The organism is Herbaspirillum sp. LeCh32-8, from assembly GCF_017814915.1.
GTDB lineage: Bacteria > Pseudomonadota > Gammaproteobacteria > Burkholderiales > Burkholderiaceae_D > Herbaspirillum.
Genome location: NZ_JAGIPZ010000010.1, coordinates 168,767 through 184,477, shown reverse-complemented (window position 1 = coordinate 184,477; position 15,711 = coordinate 168,767). Strand labels below are relative to the sequence as shown.

General features: G+C 62.9%; 18 protein-coding genes, 1 tRNA gene, 1 other RNA gene and 1 riboswitch. Of the genes, 4 read left to right on the top strand and 16 right to left on the bottom strand.

The window, feature by feature from the left end; genetic code table 11:
* Nucleotides 1-12: 12 nt before the first annotated feature.
* Nucleotides 13-477, bottom strand: a complete 465-nt coding sequence (locus J8I26_RS17500) for a hypothetical protein (protein WP_209608376.1) — start codon at nucleotides 475-477, stop codon at nucleotides 13-15.
* Nucleotides 478-677: 200 nt separating this feature from the next.
* Between J8I26_RS17500 and J8I26_RS17495 the strand changes: the two genes are divergently transcribed.
* Nucleotides 678-1,583: a prolyl oligopeptidase family serine peptidase gene (locus J8I26_RS17495; protein ID WP_209608375.1), complete on the top strand. Its 906-nt coding sequence runs from the start codon at nucleotides 678-680 to the stop codon at nucleotides 1,581-1,583.
* Between the two features lie 192 nt (nucleotides 1,584-1,775).
* On the opposite strand, the gene J8I26_RS17490 is transcribed toward J8I26_RS17495, so the two are convergent.
* The 9 genes from J8I26_RS17490 to J8I26_RS17450 form a co-directional block, all read right to left on the bottom strand.
* Nucleotides 1,776-1,851, bottom strand: a tRNA-Lys gene (locus J8I26_RS17490).
* 91 nt (nucleotides 1,852-1,942) lie between these two features.
* Nucleotides 1,943-2,698, bottom strand: coding sequence for a tol-pal system protein YbgF (gene ybgF / locus J8I26_RS17485; RefSeq protein ID WP_209608374.1), 756 nt, complete (start codon nucleotides 2,696-2,698; stop codon nucleotides 1,943-1,945).
* 5 nt (nucleotides 2,699-2,703) lie between these two features.
* The gene (gene pal, locus J8I26_RS17480) at nucleotides 2,704-3,225 is read right to left on the bottom strand and encodes a peptidoglycan-associated lipoprotein Pal (protein WP_209608373.1); all 522 of its coding nucleotides are present in this window, start codon (nucleotides 3,223-3,225) and stop codon (nucleotides 2,704-2,706) included.
* A gap of 44 nt (nucleotides 3,226-3,269) precedes the next feature.
* Complete coding sequence (tolB, locus tag J8I26_RS17475; protein ID WP_209608372.1) at nucleotides 3,270-4,556, bottom strand: Tol-Pal system beta propeller repeat protein TolB; 1,287 nt, start codon at nucleotides 4,554-4,556, stop codon at nucleotides 3,270-3,272.
* A 3-nt stretch (nucleotides 4,557-4,559) separates the two neighbouring features.
* The gene (gene tolA / locus J8I26_RS17470; protein WP_209608371.1) at nucleotides 4,560-5,534 is read right to left on the bottom strand and encodes a cell envelope integrity protein TolA; all 975 of its coding nucleotides are present in this window, start codon (nucleotides 5,532-5,534) and stop codon (nucleotides 4,560-4,562) included.
* Nucleotide 5,535: 1 nt separating this feature from the next.
* On the bottom strand, nucleotides 5,536-5,970 hold the full coding sequence (locus J8I26_RS17465) for a biopolymer transporter ExbD (RefSeq protein WP_209608370.1): 435 nt from the start codon (nucleotides 5,968-5,970) through the stop codon (nucleotides 5,536-5,538).
* Nucleotides 5,970-6,674 carry a protein TolQ gene (tolQ, locus tag J8I26_RS17460; RefSeq protein WP_209608369.1) on the bottom strand — a complete coding sequence of 235 codons (705 nt, stop codon included), beginning with the start codon at nucleotides 6,672-6,674 and terminating at the stop codon, nucleotides 5,970-5,972. The genes J8I26_RS17465 and tolQ overlap by 1 nt, the downstream gene beginning before the upstream one ends.
* A 199-nt stretch (nucleotides 6,675-6,873) precedes the next feature.
* Nucleotides 6,874-7,326, bottom strand: a complete 453-nt coding sequence (ybgC, locus tag J8I26_RS17455; protein WP_209608368.1) for a tol-pal system-associated acyl-CoA thioesterase — start codon at nucleotides 7,324-7,326, stop codon at nucleotides 6,874-6,876.
* A 147-nt stretch (nucleotides 7,327-7,473) separates the two neighbouring features.
* Nucleotides 7,474-8,226 (bottom strand): SDR family oxidoreductase, encoded by a 753-nt coding sequence (locus tag J8I26_RS17450; protein ID WP_209608367.1) that lies wholly within the window; start codon nucleotides 8,224-8,226, stop codon nucleotides 7,474-7,476.
* Nucleotides 8,227-8,441: 215 nt separating this feature from the next.
* Nucleotides 8,442-8,542, top strand: a riboswitch (ZMP/ZTP riboswitch).
* Nucleotides 8,543-8,670: 128 nt separating this feature from the next.
* Here J8I26_RS17450 and glyA point away from each other — a divergent pair.
* Together glyA and nrdR are read left to right on the top strand one after the other, a co-directional pair.
* Nucleotides 8,671-9,915 carry a serine hydroxymethyltransferase gene (gene glyA, locus J8I26_RS17445; protein ID WP_209608366.1) on the top strand — a complete coding sequence of 415 codons (1,245 nt, stop codon included), beginning with the start codon at nucleotides 8,671-8,673 and terminating at the stop codon, nucleotides 9,913-9,915.
* A gap of 222 nt (nucleotides 9,916-10,137) precedes the next feature.
* On the top strand, nucleotides 10,138-10,617 hold the full coding sequence (gene nrdR / locus J8I26_RS17440) for a transcriptional regulator NrdR (RefSeq protein WP_209608365.1): 480 nt from the start codon (nucleotides 10,138-10,140) through the stop codon (nucleotides 10,615-10,617).
* Nucleotides 10,618-10,708: 91 nt separating this feature from the next.
* On the opposite strand, the gene ssrS is transcribed toward nrdR, so the two are convergent.
* The 5 genes from ssrS to J8I26_RS17415 form a co-directional block, all read right to left on the bottom strand.
* A non-coding RNA gene (ssrS, locus tag J8I26_RS17435) (6S RNA) lies at nucleotides 10,709-10,885 on the bottom strand.
* Nucleotides 10,886-11,214: 329 nt separating this feature from the next.
* A complete protein-coding gene (locus J8I26_RS17430; protein WP_209608364.1) occupies nucleotides 11,215-11,532 on the bottom strand; it encodes a cell division protein ZapA in 318 nt (105 codons plus the stop codon).
* A complete protein-coding gene (locus J8I26_RS17425) occupies nucleotides 11,529-11,771 on the bottom strand; it encodes a DUF904 domain-containing protein (RefSeq protein WP_209608363.1) in 243 nt (80 codons plus the stop codon). The genes J8I26_RS17430 and J8I26_RS17425 overlap by 4 nt, the downstream gene beginning before the upstream one ends.
* 182 nt (nucleotides 11,772-11,953) lie before the next feature.
* Nucleotides 11,954-12,649, bottom strand: a complete 696-nt coding sequence (locus J8I26_RS17420; RefSeq protein ID WP_209608362.1) for a tRNA-uridine aminocarboxypropyltransferase — start codon at nucleotides 12,647-12,649, stop codon at nucleotides 11,954-11,956.
* 239 nt (nucleotides 12,650-12,888) lie between these two features.
* Nucleotides 12,889-13,119: a DUF3820 family protein gene (locus tag J8I26_RS17415; protein WP_209608361.1), complete on the bottom strand. Its 231-nt coding sequence runs from the start codon at nucleotides 13,117-13,119 to the stop codon at nucleotides 12,889-12,891.
* A gap of 140 nt (nucleotides 13,120-13,259) precedes the next feature.
* Here J8I26_RS17415 and J8I26_RS17410 point away from each other — a divergent pair, with 140 nt between their 5' ends.
* Nucleotides 13,260-13,481: an oxidoreductase-like domain-containing protein gene (locus J8I26_RS17410; RefSeq protein WP_209608360.1), complete on the top strand. Its 222-nt coding sequence runs from the start codon at nucleotides 13,260-13,262 to the stop codon at nucleotides 13,479-13,481.
* Here the strand turns inward: J8I26_RS17410 and recG are convergent.
* Nucleotides 13,466-15,580, bottom strand: coding sequence for an ATP-dependent DNA helicase RecG (recG, locus tag J8I26_RS17405; protein ID WP_209608359.1), 2,115 nt, complete (start codon nucleotides 15,578-15,580; stop codon nucleotides 13,466-13,468). The two genes, J8I26_RS17410 and recG, sit on opposite strands and share 16 nt — an antisense overlap.
* Nucleotides 15,581-15,711: the final 131 nt, after the last annotated feature.

Below are 15,711 nucleotides of genomic sequence, written 5' to 3'. Positions count from 1 at the left end.
GGCGGGGTGCGATCAGAACTGGGCGCGCGCGCCCTTGGCCAGGCGGTATTCGTGCTTGAGCACGAACTGCGAGGTGGCGATCAGCCCGGACAGGCCGAGGATCAGTTGCGTCAGCGTATCCGGCGGCAGCATCCAGACGGTGCCGGGCGGCACGGCCACGCCGGTGGCGGCGCTTACCACCGGGTTGACCCAGGAGGCTTCTTCGGTCACGTCCAGCAGGATATGGCCTTCGCCCGTGGTGTGCAGGTAGATTTCGCCGCCCAGCTCCAGCGCGAAACAGATGCCTTGCCCGGTGTTGACCGCGTTGAGCTTGTTGCGCCAGACCACCGCCTGCAGCTCGCGGTTGTAGGTGTCGATCCAGGTCTCGACCTCGTGTACGTTCTGCAGCACGATCCACGGCCGCGGCGCGGGGATGGTGTCGGCGCCGGTGACGGCGTCGTCGGGGAAGAAGGGTTCTGGAGGCTGCTGGTCGGACATGGTGGAGGGCGCAATGGCTGCTAGTGGGCGCAGCCGGGAAACTTGTGGACGAAAAGTCGAAGTATATCGGATCGCCCCGGCGCCGGAAATGTGGCGACGCAGCCATGCGCGTGCGCAAGACGGCCCAATCCGCTTGCCGGAATGGCGCACCGGCGTTAGCGTGATGGTCCCGGCATTCGCCGCCACGATGAGAAAAATACATGCGCCATTCACTCCGTTTCCGTCCGCTGCTGGTCGCAGCCGGCGGCCTGTTGGTCTTTTGCTCCGTTCATCTGCATGCCCAGGAACTGGCTCGGGACATTAACGAATCGGTGAGCGCCATCGATGTTACCGTCAAGGACCTGTACGGCAAGCAGGAGACCGGCAAGGTCGTCATCACCCAGTTCAAGCCGGATGGCCTGGGGCCGTTTCCGATCCTGATCCTCAATCATGGGCGCAGCCCCACCAACCGTCACGAACCGCCGCGGTTTCGCTATACCAAACAGGCGCGCTATTTCGTCGAGCGCGGGTTCGCGGTGTTTGAGCCCACCCGCATCGGCTACGGTCAATACATGACCGACTTCGACCCCGAGGAAAGCGGCCCGTGCAACGCCCGTGAATTCGCGCCCATGGCGCTGGCCGCCAGCACCGAGACGCTGGCCGTGCTGGACTACGCCCGGCAGCAGGCTTACGTGGACAAGAGCCGCGTGCTGCTGGTGGGCCAATCGGTCGGCGGTTATACGACGGTGGCGGCTGCGGCGCGCAATCCCGAAGGGGTGGTGGCCGCGATCAATTTCGCCGGCGGATCCGGCGGCGACCCGGTGCATCATCCGGCCGTTCCGTGCAGCGGCGCTCGCATGAAGGACATGTACGCCGGCTTCGGCAAGAGCACCAGGACACCGATGCTGTGGATCTACACCGAGAACGATCTGTACTTCGGCCCGACCTACAGCCGCGCCTGGCACGAGGCGTTCGTCAAAGCCGGCGGGCAGGCCGAATATCATCTGCTGCCGCCGTTCGCCAAGAACGGTCATACGCTGTTTTCCAGCGGGATGGAGGTGTGGGCGCCGCTGGTGTCGGAGTTCCTGGTGAAGATGGGATTTCCGGGGCAGCCGCTGAAGAAGTGATGCGGTAGCGCGGCGACGACAGGAATCACAATCCTGGACTCGTCGCGGTATGCGTCGAGCCGGCAAGATTGAAAAAAGAGTGTGCGTGAAAGTGCGCGCGAGTACGTGAAAATGTTTGAACGCGCGTAAGTACAGAAGTGCGGAAGCGCCAAAACGAAAAGGGCTCCAGCGAACTGGAGCCCTTCGTATTTCTGGTAGGCCGTGCGGGACTCGAACCTGCGACCAACGGATTAAAAGTCCGCTGCTCTACCAACTGAGCTAACGACCCGAAAGACCGCCATTATAGGCAAACTTCATCGGGACTGTCAAACGCTAATGTAAAAGACTATACAACTGCCGCGCTTGCGTCCCGGGACTGCTTATTTCAATGAGGACAAACGATCCTTGCCGGTCTGCGCCGCCGGGGTGCCGGGGAACTTGGCGATCAGTTGTTCCAGCGTCTTTTTGGCGGCGGCCTTGTCCTTCAGTTCGGCTTGCGAGCTGGCGATGTTGAGCATGGCGTCGGCTACCTTGGGATTGTCCGGGTAGTTCTTCACGACGTTCTGCTGGGCCGCGATGGCGCCCTTGTAGTCGCGCTGGGCGTACAGGGAGTTGCCTTGCCAATATTGTGCGGAGGCCGCGTACCCCGATTGCGGGTAACGCTTGATGAAGTCGCCGAAGGCATTGGCCGCACCCTTGTAGTCGCCGCCCTTGAACTGGGACAGCGCGGCGTCATAGGCCTGCTGTTCGGGAATGCCGACGGCGACCGTCTGGCCGTCGACCTGGACTTGTTGCGGCTCCAGCTTGCGCAGGCGCGCGTCGAGGTCGACGTAAAAATCTTTTTGCCGCTGCTGGGCATTGGTGATTTCGTTGGTCAGCACTTCGATCTGGCCGCGCAGGGCCTGGATCTGCGATTGCAGGTTGTCGTTGCGATCGGAAAGTGTGAGCACGCTGTTCTTGTCGGCTTTGTTGGCGACATCGCGTTGCAGCGCTTCGATCTTGGAGCGGATGTCCATGATCGCCTTGCGCGCTTCGTCGTCGTCAAACAGGCCGGCGTGGGCGGAGAGCGGTAAATAAGCCGTGGCGGCCAGCAAGGCCGCCACGGTTACCGATTTCAGTTTGAAAGCGGTATGCATGGCTATCACTGATAAGCGATGTCGGCGCGACGGTTTTCAGCGTAGGAAGACTCGTCCTGGCCCAGGGCCTTCGGCTTTTCCTTGCCGAAGGACACGGCTTCAACTTGCGATTCCGACACGCCCAGCAGGACCAGTGCCTTGCGGACGGCTTCTGCGCGCTTCTGACCCAGGGCCAGGTTGTACTCGGCGCCGCCGCGATCATCGGTGTTGCCTTGGATGATGACCTTGCGATCCTTGTGGGCCACCAGGTACTTGGCGTGGTTCTCAACCACGGCGCGGTACTCGCCCTTGACGGCGAAGCTGTCGTAGTCGAAGTACACGCTACGCTTGGCCAGAACGCCTTGCGGGTCGTTCAGCGGGTCGGTCGAGCCGGCGTTGACGGTGCCAACAGCGCGGGTGTCGGCGCCGGCGCCGGAACCTGCACGGTTTTCAACCGGTGCGTTCTTGTCGTCCAGCTTGGTGGACGAGCAGGCGGCCAGCAGAACAGCGCTGGAGACGATGAGGGCGAAGGTGCTGATAGTGCGCATTTTGGATTTCTCCTTGTCGTGATGAATGTGAATGTTAGATTTCTTTATTTCATGAACGGACCCCAGGTCGGTTCCCTGATATCACCGGCCTGCGTTGTCAGACGCTGCTTAACACGGCCGTCAACGGAGACGACGGCCAGGGATCCGCGACGACCAGATTCCGTCGCGTACATGATGTATTTGCCGTTGGGGGCAAAACTGGGCGATTGGTCGCGGCTGCCGTCCGACAAACGCTGCTCCTGACCGTTGGTCAGGTCCAGCGCGTACAGTTGGAACATGCCGTCGCGACGCGAGATAAAGGCCAGCGTCTTGCCGTCGGGCGAGACGCGCGGGCTGATGTTGTAGCTGCCGTTGAAGGTGACGCGCTGGGCGCTGCCGCCGTCCACGCCGACTTTGTACACCTGCGGGCCGCCGCTGCGGTCGCTGGTGAAGTAGATGCTGCCGCCGTCGGGCGAGAACTGCGGCTCGGTGTCGATGCCCGCAGTGTTGGTGAGGCGGCGCAGGCCGGAGCCGTCGGCGTTGATCACGTAGACCTGGGTCAGGCCGTCGCGGGTCAGGGCCACGGCCAGGCGCGAACCGTCAGGCGACCAGGCCGGGGCCGAATTGCTGCCCTTGAAGTTGGCCACCACCGAGCGCTGGCGGGTGACCAGGTTCTGGATATAGACCACCGGCTTCTTCATCTCGAACGAGACGTAGGCGACCTTGGTGCCGTCGGGCGACCAGGCCGGCGAGATGATGGGCTCGTTGGAGCGCAGCGCGACCTGGGTGCCTTCGCCGTCGGCGTCAGCGACTTCCAGGCGGTACTCGCTGCCGGACTTGGTCACGTAGGAAATACGGGTCGAGAAAATGCCGGGGATGCCGGTCAGCTTCTGGTAGATGTCGTCGGCGATCTTGTGCGCGGTCAGGCGCAGCAATTGCTGCTGGCTGCCGAAGGACAGCGCCGAGAGCTGGCTCGATTGCACCGTGTCGAACAGGCGATAGCGTACGTCGAAGCGACCGTCGGCCAGGCGCTGCACGCTGCCCACGGCGAGCGCGTTGGCGCCGCGCTTTTGCCAGTCGGCGTAGTTGACGGTGGAGGAGTCCGACAGCGCGTCGCTGTTGTCGATGAGCTTGAATACGCCGCTACGGGCCAGGTCGGCCTTGACCACGGCGGTGATCTGCTGGGGGGCGCTTTCTTCGCCGGGGAAGGCGGCGATGGCGATCGGGATCTGGGTCGCGCCCACGCCGGTGATCTCAAAGCGGATCTGCGCCTGCGAGGCAGGGGCGAAGGACAGGCCGGCGACCGCGACGGCCGCGCTTGCAATGCTGGTCAGGTAACGGGTCTTAATCATCGTTTACTGATCTTTCGGTTTATGGGTGAAGGTAAAGCTGGAGGGCACCTTGCCATCCTTGTCCGCCGGGTACGGCTGCGACTTCATGATCGCCTGGCGCACCGCGTCGTCAAAGCCCGGCACGCCGGACGCTTTGTTGTTGCGCACGCTGCGCACCGTCCCGTCCGGGAACAGTTCGACAGTGTACTCCACGGCAGGGTTTCCACTGAGGTCGCCCGGCACGTCAAAGATCGTGTTGGAGCGGATCTTGGCGCGCAGTTTGTTGGCGTAATCCGGGCTGCCCTTCGGGCCCTGCGACTTCTCTGCAGTGCCGTTGCCGCCGGTGCTGCTGGTGGCCTGGCCCATCATGCGCTTCAGGTCTTCCTGGCGACGCGCCTCGGCGGCCTTGGCGTCGGCTGCAGCCTGCTGCTGCTTCTTCTTGTCAGCGGCTTGCTTCTCGGCATCAGCCTTCTTCTTGGCCTCGTCTTCCTTCTGCTTCTCTTCTTTCAGTTTCTTCTGCTTGTCGGCTTCGAGCTTTTCTTTCTTCTCGCGTTCCTGCTTTTCCTTTTCCGCCTGTTCCTTCTTCTCGCGTTCGGCCTTTTCCTTCTCGGCCTTGAGCTTGTCCGCCTTCAGCTGCTCAGCCTTGGCTTGCTCTTCTTTGCGTTTCTTTTCCTTTTCCAGGGCGATATCGGGCTTCTCGACCTTGGGCTCGTCGATCACCTTGGGCGGCTGGGGTTTGGGTTCCGGCTCGGGAACCGGCTCCGGCTTGGGTGGCTCGGGCTGAGGTTGGGGTTGCGGCTCCGGCGGCGTGGGCAGGGGCGCGGCTTCCTTGTATTGCGGATCCCAGATCTCAGCCTCGACCGTCAGCGGCGTCTCGTTCTGCCAGCGGATGCCGACCCAGAAGAACAGGAACAGCGCCACGTGCATCACCAGCGCCAGCGCGATGGCGCGCCAGCGGCCGGGAGGCTTGGGAATGTTGTAGGGAGAATTCTCGCTCATATCACTTGGTGGCCAGGCCGACGCGCGCGATCCCCTGTTTCTTGGCTTCCGAAATCACTTGCACCACTTCGTCGTACTTGATGTCCTTGTCGGCCGAGATCATCACGGCCAGGTCCGGATTGTCGGCGTGCAGCTGCTGCAGGCGTTCGGACAGGTCGATCTTGCCGGTCACGGTCTCGGCCTTCTTGCCGCCGCTCTTGGGGCCGTTGATCCGAATGGTGGCCTGGGTATTGGGCTTGAGCGCGATCTCGATGTAGTCGGACGGCGGCGCGGTCGACTTGCCGGCGGTCGGCAGGTTGATCACGCTCGGGTTGGTGATGGGGGTGGCGACCATGAAGATGATCAGCAGCACCAGCATCACGTCGATGTACGGCACGACGTTGATCTCGGACTTGAACTTGCGGGGACGCCCCCCGCGCATCGATGAGCCGGCCATTAGCGTGCCTGACGTTGCAAGATGTTGGAGAACTCTTCGATAAAGCTCTCGAAGCGGATCGCCAGACGGTCGATGTCGTGCGAGTAGCGGTTGTAGGCCACGACCGCGGGGATCGCGGCGAACAGGCCGATGGCGGTGGCGATCAGCGCTTCGGCGATGCCGGGGGCGACGGCCGCCAGCGTGGCCTGCTGCACGTTGGCCAGGCCGCGGAAGGCGTTCATGATGCCCCACACGGTGCCGAACAGGCCGACGTAAGGGGAGACCGAACCGACCGAGGCCAGGAAGGCCAGGTGCGATTCCAGCGCATCCATCTCGCGCTGATAGGCGGCGCGCATGGCGCGGCGTGCGCCGTCCAGCAGGGCGCCGTTGTCGGCTGCGCCGCCGCGCGCGGCGACCGAAGCCTTGGCCTTGTTGAATTCACCCATGCCGGCCTGGAAGATGCGCTCCAGCGCGCCGCCGCCGCTGCCTGCCTTGCGACGGTTGGACAGGGCGTCCTGATAGAGGGCCGACAGGTTGCCGCCGGACCAGAACACGCGCTCGAACTCTTCGGTCTGCACGCGCGCCGAGCGGATGGTGAACATCTTGCGGAAGATGTAGGTCCAGCTGATGATCGATGCCGACAGCAGCAGCAGCATCACCAGTTGCACCAGGACGGACGCGTTGGCGATCAGCGAAATGAAGGACAGGTCTTGTGTGACGTTCATGGGGAGTTGTGGCGGCGAAAGTGCTGCGAATGAATTGATGGTCGGCGTTTAAATGTCGGCGAATCGGGTCACGAGGCCACGACTCGGCAGACTGCAATTGTAAAAGCAAGGTTTCCGGCTCCGACACCGCCAACTGTCAAGAAAGCGTTGCAGGTGTTCGGAATGGTCGGTACGGCCATGGGGGATCCTGCCGGGAGCATCATGATGCGGCCTTGATGCACGAAAGCAATTCGGCGGGAATCGGTTGCGGGCGGAAGCTGGCGGCGTCGACGCAGACTACGGTGATGCGGCCGCGCGCCAGCAATGTTGCTTCCCGGTTATCTCCGGCGCCGCCGTTCCCCGACGGCAGGCGCCAGGCTTCCTGGACGAACTCGATGGAAGCGTTTCGGAGCTTTTCGACCACGACGGTCAGCCTGAGTTCATCGTCCAGGCGGGACGGGGAGATGTAATCGACGCTGGTGTTCTTGACCACGAAGATGGCGCCGGTGGTCTCGGCGAGATGCTGTTGCTGGAAACCGAAGGAGCGCAGCCACTCGGTGCGGGCGCGCTCAAAGAACTTCAGGTAGTTGGCGTAGAAGACGACACCACCGGTGTCGGTATCTTCGTAATAGACCCGGATCTTCCAGTCGAACGGACTACTGGCGGCACTCATATGCTTCTTGTTATGGGGAAATCGACGCTTGTGGCGGCAAAAATTGGGAAATGTTGCTGTGTGGGAAACGGTTCGGAAAGTCCGTTGAGAATGGCGTTGCTGCGGCGGCGTGGCACCATCTGCAAAAACGCCATTCTACCTCATCCGTTACTGTTTGCGCTTGATGTTGAAGGGGCTGAAGCCTTGGCAGGTCGGCATCAATTCCATGTAGTTGATGTTGACGTGAGCCGGCATGGTGGCCACCCAGAAGGCGGCCTCTGCGATGTCTTCCGCGGTCAGCGGGGTGGTGCCGTCGTAGACCTTGGCCGCGGCGGCGTCGTCGCCCTTGAAGCGCACGTTGGAGAACTCGGTGCCGCCGCACAGGCCGGGCGCCAGATTGGTGGCGCGCACGCCGGTGCCCACCAGGTCGGCGCGCAGGTTCAGCGTGAACTGGTCGACGAAGGCCTTGGTCGCGCCGTAGACGTTGCCGCCCGGGTAGGGATAGGCGCCGGCCACCGAGCCCAGGTTGATGATGGTGCCGATGCCGCGCTTGACCATGGCAGGCAGCAGGGCGTGGGTGATGGTGACCAAGCCCTTGACGTTGGTGTCGATCATGGTTTCCCAGTCCGACAGCGCCACTTCGTGGGCCGGGCCCAGGCCCAGCGCCAGGCCGGCATTGTTGACCAGCACGTCGATGTCCTTCCACTCGCCCGACAGGCTGGCCAGGCCGGTTTCGATCGATTGCTTGCTGGTCACGTCCAGCACCAGCGGCAACACGCTGCCGGCGCCCAGCTCGTTGACCAGCTCGTCCAGGCGCTCCTTGCGGCGGCCGGCGGCGATGACCTTATGGCCGTTCTTGGCGAATTTGCGCGCCATGGCGGCGCCGAAGCCTGCGGTTGCTCCCGTAATCAAAACGACCATTTGCTGTATCTCCAGTTGTGTGGCGAGGGGCGGGAAGCGGCGCGAAACGGGCGGTTGGCCGCGTTGTGCTTGTCTTCCCGGAAATAAAACGAAATTGTAGCCCAAAGCCGCTTTTTGCGAAGACGGGCTCGCTTTGTCTCTGCGATTCTGGCGTGTTGCGCGCAGGCGAAGCGTCTTGCTGAAATCGCCCCGTTTCAATACAATGCGCTCACCATTTCGTCTCACGTGACTGGCGAAACGCCGGATTTCATCCGGCCAAGATGGGGATCCATCGGGAAGCGTGAGATTTCATCAGCCGTGCGCCTGGGCAGCCGAATGGAAAGTACGACTGAGGCTGCCTGCAATTCCCCCATTCTTTTTCGGCCCTCATTCGATTTTTTGAAGTCGATGCGATTGCTTTGCCATCGCCCGCTTCGGCCGCACCTCATCAATTTGGAGAAAACCATGTTTGACAAGAACCAGACCCTCGCCAAAGTCGACCCGGATCTGTGGTCTGCCATCCAGAAGGAAAACACCCGTCAGCAAGAGCACATCGAGCTGATCGCTTCGGAAAACTACACCTCGCCGGCGGTGATGGAAGCCCAGGGTTCGCAACTGACCAACAAGTACGCCGAAGGCTATCCGGGCAAGCGCTACTACGGCGGCTGCGAATACGTGGACATCGCCGAGCAGCTGGCGATCGACCGCCTGAAAGCGCTGTTCGGCGCCGAAGCCGCCAACGTGCAGCCGAACTCCGGCTCCCAGGCCAACCAGGGCGTGTTCTTCGCCATGTTGAAGCCGGGCGACACCATCATGGGCATGTCGCTGGCTGAAGGCGGCCACCTGACCCACGGCATGGCGCTGAACATGTCGGGCAAGTGGTTCAACGTCGTCTCCTACGGCCTGAACGAAAAGGAAGAGATCGACTACGAAGCCATGGAAGCCCTGGCGCGCGAGAAGAAGCCCAAGCTGATCATTGCCGGCGCCTCCGCCTACTCGCTGCGCATCGACTTCGAGCGCTTCGCCAAGATCGCCAAGGAAGTCGGCGCTTACTTCATGGTCGACATGGCTCACTACGCAGGCCTGATCGCTGCAGGCGTGTACCCGAACCCGGTGCCGTTCGCCGACTTCGTCACCTCGACCACTCACAAGTCCCTGCGCGGTCCGCGCGGCGGCGTGATCCTGATGAAGGCCGAGCACGAGAAGGCGATCAACTCGTCGATCTTCCCGGGTATCCAGGGCGGTCCGCTGATGCACGTCATCGCCGCCAAGGCGGTGGCCTTCAAGGAAGCAGCTTCGCCGGAATTCAAGGCTTATCAGCAACAGGTGGTGAAGAACGCCGACGTGCTGGCCAAGACCCTGATCAAGCGCGGCCTGCGCATCGTGTCCGGCGGCACCGAGTCGCACGTGATGCTGGTGGACCTGCGTCCGAAGAAGCTGACCGGCAAGGAAGCCGAAGCGATCCTGGGTTCGGCCCACATGACCTGCAACAAGAACGGCATCCCCAACGATCCGGAAAAGCCGTTCGTGACCTCGGGCATCCGCCTGGGCAGCCCGGCCATGACCACCCGCGGCTTCAAGGAAGCGGAAGCCGAGAAGGTCGCCAACCTGATCGCCGACGTGCTGGACAATCCGCACGACGCCGCCACCATCGAACGCGTGAAGGTCGAAGTCAAGAAGCTGACCGACGCTTTCCCGGTCTACGGCTGATGGCCTGAGGTGCCGGCAGAATCTGGGCCGGCACCGTTGTGAGAGAAGCAGCAAGCATGCAGCAAGCGACGGCGCCCCGAGACGGGCGCCGTCGCGTATCGGCAGTATCAGCAAGCAGTATCAGCAAGCAGCTCAGCAGGGCGCGGCAGCAGTATTTGCGCTGTCGCTGAAGCAGGATTTTCCATCGTCCGTATTTCGTAACGACCAACGACCTTTGCCGCCATGAAGTGCCCATTCTGCAACCACGAAGAAACCCCGGTGCTGGACACGCGCGTGTCCGAAGACGGCAGCTCGATCCGCCGTCGCCGCCGTTGCGACAGCTGCGACAAGCGCTTCACGACCTATGAGCGCATCGAGTTGACCATGCCGGTGATCGTCAAGAAGAACGGCAGCCGCACCGATTTCGATCCGGCCAAGCTGCGCGGCAGCCTGATGTTGGCGCTGCGCAAGCGCCCGGTGTCGGCCGAGGCGATCGACGTGGCGATCCAGAGCATTCAGGAAAAGCTGCTGCAAAGCGGCGCGCGGGAAGTGATGTCGGGGCAGATCGGCGAGTACGTGATGCGCGAGCTGAAGCGCCTGGACAAGATCGCCTACATCCGCTTCGCGTCCGTCTACAAGAGCTTCGAGGACGTCACCGAATTCCAGGACGCGATCGCCGAAGTGGGGCACGAGCGCAAGGGCGCGAAGAAGCGCGACAGCTGAATCGAGGCTGGGAGATGTCGCGCCTGAAGCGGCGCGCGCAGATTTGCGCAGGAATAAAAAAACGGCTGCAGATGCAGCCGTTTTTCATGAATCAAGTCCCGCCTGTGCCGCTGTGCCGGCATCCTGAACCTGACGGTTCAAGTTGGCTGCAGTAGTTCAACTTCGGGTTCATCGGACTAGCGACGCTCTCACCTGTCAAACGATCCCACAGCCTATGCTCGTAAATGGTTCAAGGAATATATGGCAATCGCGAACACGGCAGGAGTACAAAGTCTAACGCAATCGGCGGCCCACTCCAAGACCTGCGCGTAAAAAATATAGGGTGAATTTGTAACCAAACGGGCTTGCGCGCGCGCTGGTTTTTCTTCCTATTTTCTCTCGTCCCCTCCGGGCGCTATCTTCATCCTGCCATGCGGGAATGGCGTCGGCGCGCGTCGCTGCGCGTGGGGACGGCACGTAGACCGGCTTGCGCATTTGACAAAGTTTCCGCGCAACACGTCGGCGCCGGCACGCGCTGCGACCGGCGTCGGCCGCAATGAAAAACGGCCGTCAGGTGACGGCCGTTCTTGACGATGCCTATAACCGCGCTTCGTTGGCTCAGAACAGTTTTTCCTGCGGGGCCAAGGCCTGGTCGAGCACGTCGTTGATAGCGGCGACCTGCTGCTTCCATTCGGCGATGGTCAGGCCGGCGAAGGGGCCGTCGGTCTGTTGCGATGCCAGCAATTCGGCGGCGATGCCCAGGGCGGCCATCACCGCGATGCGGTCGGTGCCCTTGATCTTGCCGGCATCGCGGATCACGCGCATCTTCTGGTCGAGATAGGCGACTGCGTGGTGCAGCGCCGCCTGTTCGCCTTCACGGCAGGCGAGGGTGTATGGCTGGCCCATGATGGTGGCCTGGATCTGGATCACGCTCATGCGGCTTCCTCGGTGGTTTCAGCCGGTGCTTCAGGCTCTTCCGGCTCGGGCTGCGGCAGTTCCGCCAATACGGTGGAGACGCGCTGGTAGGCTTCATCGATGCGCTGGTTCAATTGCGCATTGTCGTCGGTCAGCGTCTTGACGCTGCGGCGCAGGTCGGCGTTCTCGTCGCGCAGGGACTGCGCCAGGCGCGCGAGCTGTGCAACCTTGTCGGCCAGTTGCTGGAATTCTGAACTCATCTTGGGTAGTCGCTGGATGGGGGATTGAATCGCAATCGCCAATTTTCGAGGATCGCGCAATTATATGCTGCATTGGCGGGGTCGGACATCATAACTGCTGCCGAGTTGCAGCACTTGCGGACTTTGTTTCAATTCCCGGTCCATCGCAGCGTCGACCTGGCCGGCGCTGCAACGGCGCTGACTTATTCGCCCCGGCGGTTGGCCTGGCCGCGATAGCGCAGCATGCCTTGCTGCAGCACGAAGCCGTCGAAGGCGGTCATCAGCGGTCGGTATTTTTCGCTGTTCTTTTCCAGCTGCATCAGGGCATAGGCGGTGGCTTCCAGCGTGGAGAGCTGCTCCGGCTTGTGCGCCTTGCGGATCACGTATTGAGAGGTCGGGGTGTCTTGCAGCGCCAGTCGCGGCAGGGTGTGCAGGGCGGGATTCTCGAACAGCATCTTGCGGCTCTTGCGCCAGGTGCCGTCAATGATCACCAGGCGCAGCCGCTCCAGCTTGCGCTGGCCGTCGACCATCATGCTGCGCGCGTCGAAGCGCGAGACCGCGGGCGTGCCGGCATCTTCCGTATACAGCAGCACCGGTTGCACCGGCTGGCCGGCTTGCTGGGCGCTGTAGGGCAGCGAGGACGGCCCGTGCAGCAGCGTCTTCAGCTGTTCCGGATCGAAGGTCTCGCCCACCGCCAGTTTGCTGTCGGGCAGGCTCAGGTGCAGCAGGCGGGCGCTGTTCTTGGCATTGCTCGCCTCCATCGGGTGTTGCAGGATCAGCACGTCGAAGGCCGGGGCGATCGGCGAGATCCAGTGGCAGATGCAGGCCGTCTGGGCGCGCTGGCAGTTCGGGCAGAGTTGGCGGCGCGGCTGAAAAGGGTCGTGGGCAGATATGAGCATGTGTGTTCCTCCGTTCTTGTTCGATGCTCTGAAAGACTTTGCCCAGCGTGTCCTCGTGGGGTCGGCGGGGCGCTCATGGCACTGACGACGGCGCAAGGCAGCGCCGAAAGGGTGGATGTTGCGTCAGTACGCCGACAAGAAAAAATGAGTGAATCTCGCCGAATGGGTAGATTGGCTGGCGCAAACCATTGAGTCAATCAGCGTTCATCGAACATTATTTAGCTATTTTTCTGGGTGGATCAGAAATCGTTTGAGGAGGGCTTGTTCCGCAAGGGATCCAGCAGGTGCCGCAAGGCATTGTGATCCAGCTCGTACATCAGCGCCAGCAGGCTGCCGAGCTCGCCGCGCGGAAAGCCTTCGCGCGCGAACCAGCCCAGGTAGTGGCCGGGCAGGTCGGCAATCAGGCGTCCCTTGTATTTGCCGTAGGGCATGGTGCGGGTCAGCAGCAATTGCAGGTGTTCAGGCGTCATGTCGGGGTGTCGGGCGCGGCGCTGCCAAGCGGCCGGAAAGAGGCTTTCCTGCGTCGTCCTTATAATGCGGTATCGGGTGCGGCGCTTGCGCCGCGTGCATTTCTTTATTCATTCAATCAGGTTTTCATCCCGCGACATCCATGCGTTCCAGCAAACAGCCTGCCGAGCAGAGCGACGATCCCAGGCCGACGCCGCCGGTCGAGCCGGCCCTGGAGGATTGCTGCGGCAGCGGCTGCGTACCCTGCATTTTCGATATCTACGAACAGCAGCGCGAGCGTTATCAGCAGGAACTGGAGGCCTGGAACGCGCGCCAGGCGCAACGCGCCGCAGGCCGCAAGGCCGGCGCTCAGACGCGCAGGTAATCCTCGCGCCCGCCCAGCCAGCGCGCCAGATGCCGGTCGACGATGTCCGGCGCGTGCTGCAGCAGGGCTTGTGCGGTGTCGCGCGCCTTTTCCACCAGCCATTGGTCGGTCGCCAGATCGGCGAAGCGCAACATGGCGTCGCCCGATTGGCGCGCCCCCAGGAATTCGCCGGGGCCACGAATGTCCAGGTCGCGTCGCGCGATCTCGAAACCATCGGTGGTCTCGCGCATGGTCGCCAGGCGCTCCTTGGCGGTGCCGCCCAGCGGTCCCTGATACATCAGCAGGCAAACGCTGGCGGCCGAGCCGCGGCCCACACGGCCGCGCAGCTGGTGCAGCTGCGACAGGCCGAAGCGCTCGGCATGCTCGATCACCATCAGCGAGGCATTGGGCACGTCCACGCCGACTTCGATCACCGTGGTCGCCACCAGCACATGGATTGCGCCGCGGCTGAAGCCTTCCATCACGATCTGCTTTTCCACCGGCTTCATGCGTCCGTGCACCAAGCCGATGTTCAGGTCGGGCAGCGCGGCCGAGAGCGCGGCGTGGGTGTCGGTGGCGGTCTGCAGCTCCAGCGCCTCGGACTCCTCGATCAGCGGGCAGACCCAGTAAATCTGCTTGCCTTCCAGTGCCGCTGCGTGCACGCGCTCGACCACCTCGTCGCGCCGGTTCTGGTCGATCACGCGGGTGACGATGGGTGAGCGTCCCGGCGGCAGCTCGTCGATCACCGACACTTCCAGGTCGGCGTAGTAGGTCATGGCCAGCGTACGCGGAATCGGTGTGGCCGACATCATCAACTGGTGCGGCACCGTGGTCGACCCGGCATCGGCCGGGTTGATGCTCTTGTTGCGCAGCGCCAGGCGCTGGCCGACGCCGAAGCGGTGTTGCTCGTCGACGATCACCAGTCCCAGGTTCTCGAACTGCACGGTGTCCTGGATCAGCGCGTGCGTGCCCACCACCAGGCGCGCCGCGCCGGATTCGATATGGGCCAGCGCCTCGGTCTTCTCTTTCTTTTTCTGGCTGCCGGAGAGCCACGCCACGCCCACGTCCAGCGGCTCCATCCAGGCCGCGATCTTGCGGAAATGCTGCTCGGCCAGGATTTCGGTGGGCGCCATCAGCACCGCCTGAAAGCCGCTGTCGATGGCCTGGGCTGCAGCCAGCGCCGCCACCACCGTCTTGCCGCTGCCGACATCGCCTTGCAGCAGGCGCTGCATCGGAAAGGATTCGCGCAGGTCGGCGCGGATTTCCTCCAGCACGCGTTCTTGCGCGCCGGTCAGCTTGAACGGCAATACCTTGATCAGCTCCGCGGTGACGCGCCCGGTCACCGGCAGCGCGCGCGAGGTTTTGGCGCGGCGCGCGGCCTGGGCGCGCTTGAGCGACAGCTGTTGCGCCAGCAACTCGTCGAACTTCATGCGGATCCAGGCCGGGTGCGAGCGCTCGATCAGCGCGTGCTCGTCCACGTCCGGCGGCGGATTGTGCAGCAGGCGCACCGAGGATTCGAAGGGCGCCAGCTTGAGCGTCTCGCGCATCGAATCGGGCAGCGTGTCGCTCCAGTCCAGGCGATTGACTGCGCTGGCGATGGCACGGCGCAGATAGGCCTGCGACAGCCCCTCGCCGGCCGGATACACCGGCGTCAATACGTCCGGCAGCGGCGCGCCTTCGTTGACCACCTTGTATTGCGGATGGACCATCTCGGCCCCGAAGAAACCGTGGCGCAGCTCGCCGCGCACGCGCACCCGCGTGCCCTCGGCCAGCTGGCGCTGCTGGCTGCCGTAGAAGTTGAGGAAGCGCATGGTCAGCTGCGCGCTGTCGTCGCCAACGGTCACGATCAACTGGCGGCGCGGGCGGAACTGCACGTCGCACTTGGTGACCACGCCTTCCACCTGCACCGTTTGCAGGCCGCGCATGGAGGCCTCGGCGATGGTCATCAGCGTGGTTTCGTCCTCATAGCGCAGCGGCAGGTGCAGCGCCAGGTCCATGTCGTTGTGCAGGCCCAGCTTGGCGAGCTTGTTCTCCGGCTTGGCGGCCGCGGCCTTGCCATCCTTCTTGGCCGGGGCCTTGCTTTTGGGTTTGCTCGTGGTCTTTTTCGCGGTAGCTGGCATGCGTGTGGCGGCGTTGGATACGGGTTGCCATCTAGGCACCAGTCGCGCGCGTATATGGGAAAAACGCGCCGACAGCGTAAAATAGCGGGTTGGGCGCTATTTTACTGTGTTTAATTACAGTATCAATCCTG

Bases quoted from the DNA above. Each gene is read 5' to 3' on its own strand.
- J8I26_RS17500 (WP_209608376.1), bottom strand. From the start codon at position 477: ATGTCCGACCAGCAGCCTCCAGAACCCTTCTTCCCCGACGACGCCGTC.
- J8I26_RS17495 (WP_209608375.1), top strand. From the start codon at position 678: ATGCGCCATTCACTCCGTTTCCGTCCGCTGCTGGTCGCAGCCGGCGGC.
- ybgF (WP_209608374.1), bottom strand. From the start codon at position 2,698: ATGCATACCGCTTTCAAACTGAAATCGGTAACCGTGGCGGCCTTGCTG.
- pal (WP_209608373.1), bottom strand. From the start codon at position 3,225: ATGCGCACTATCAGCACCTTCGCCCTCATCGTCTCCAGCGCTGTTCTG.
- tolB (WP_209608372.1), bottom strand. From the start codon at position 4,556: ATGATTAAGACCCGTTACCTGACCAGCATTGCAAGCGCGGCCGTCGCG.
- tolA (WP_209608371.1), bottom strand. From the start codon at position 5,534: ATGAGCGAGAATTCTCCCTACAACATTCCCAAGCCTCCCGGCCGCTGG.
- J8I26_RS17465 (WP_209608370.1), bottom strand. From the start codon at position 5,970: ATGGCCGGCTCATCGATGCGCGGGGGGCGTCCCCGCAAGTTCAAGTCC.
- tolQ (WP_209608369.1), bottom strand. From the start codon at position 6,674: ATGAACGTCACACAAGACCTGTCCTTCATTTCGCTGATCGCCAACGCG.
- ybgC (WP_209608368.1), bottom strand. From the start codon at position 7,326: ATGAGTGCCGCCAGTAGTCCGTTCGACTGGAAGATCCGGGTCTATTAC.
- J8I26_RS17450 (WP_209608367.1), bottom strand. From the start codon at position 8,226: ATGGTCGTTTTGATTACGGGAGCAACCGCAGGCTTCGGCGCCGCCATG.
- glyA (WP_209608366.1), top strand. From the start codon at position 8,671: ATGTTTGACAAGAACCAGACCCTCGCCAAAGTCGACCCGGATCTGTGG.
- nrdR (WP_209608365.1), top strand. From the start codon at position 10,138: ATGAAGTGCCCATTCTGCAACCACGAAGAAACCCCGGTGCTGGACACG.
- J8I26_RS17430 (WP_209608364.1), bottom strand. From the start codon at position 11,532: ATGAGCGTGATCCAGATCCAGGCCACCATCATGGGCCAGCCATACACC.
- J8I26_RS17425 (WP_209608363.1), bottom strand. From the start codon at position 11,771: ATGAGTTCAGAATTCCAGCAACTGGCCGACAAGGTTGCACAGCTCGCG.
- J8I26_RS17420 (WP_209608362.1), bottom strand. From the start codon at position 12,649: ATGCTCATATCTGCCCACGACCCTTTTCAGCCGCGCCGCCAACTCTGC.
- J8I26_RS17415 (WP_209608361.1), bottom strand. From the start codon at position 13,119: ATGACGCCTGAACACCTGCAATTGCTGCTGACCCGCACCATGCCCTAC.
- J8I26_RS17410 (WP_209608360.1), top strand. From the start codon at position 13,260: ATGCGTTCCAGCAAACAGCCTGCCGAGCAGAGCGACGATCCCAGGCCG.
- recG (WP_209608359.1), bottom strand. From the start codon at position 15,580: ATGCCAGCTACCGCGAAAAAGACCACGAGCAAACCCAAAAGCAAGGCC.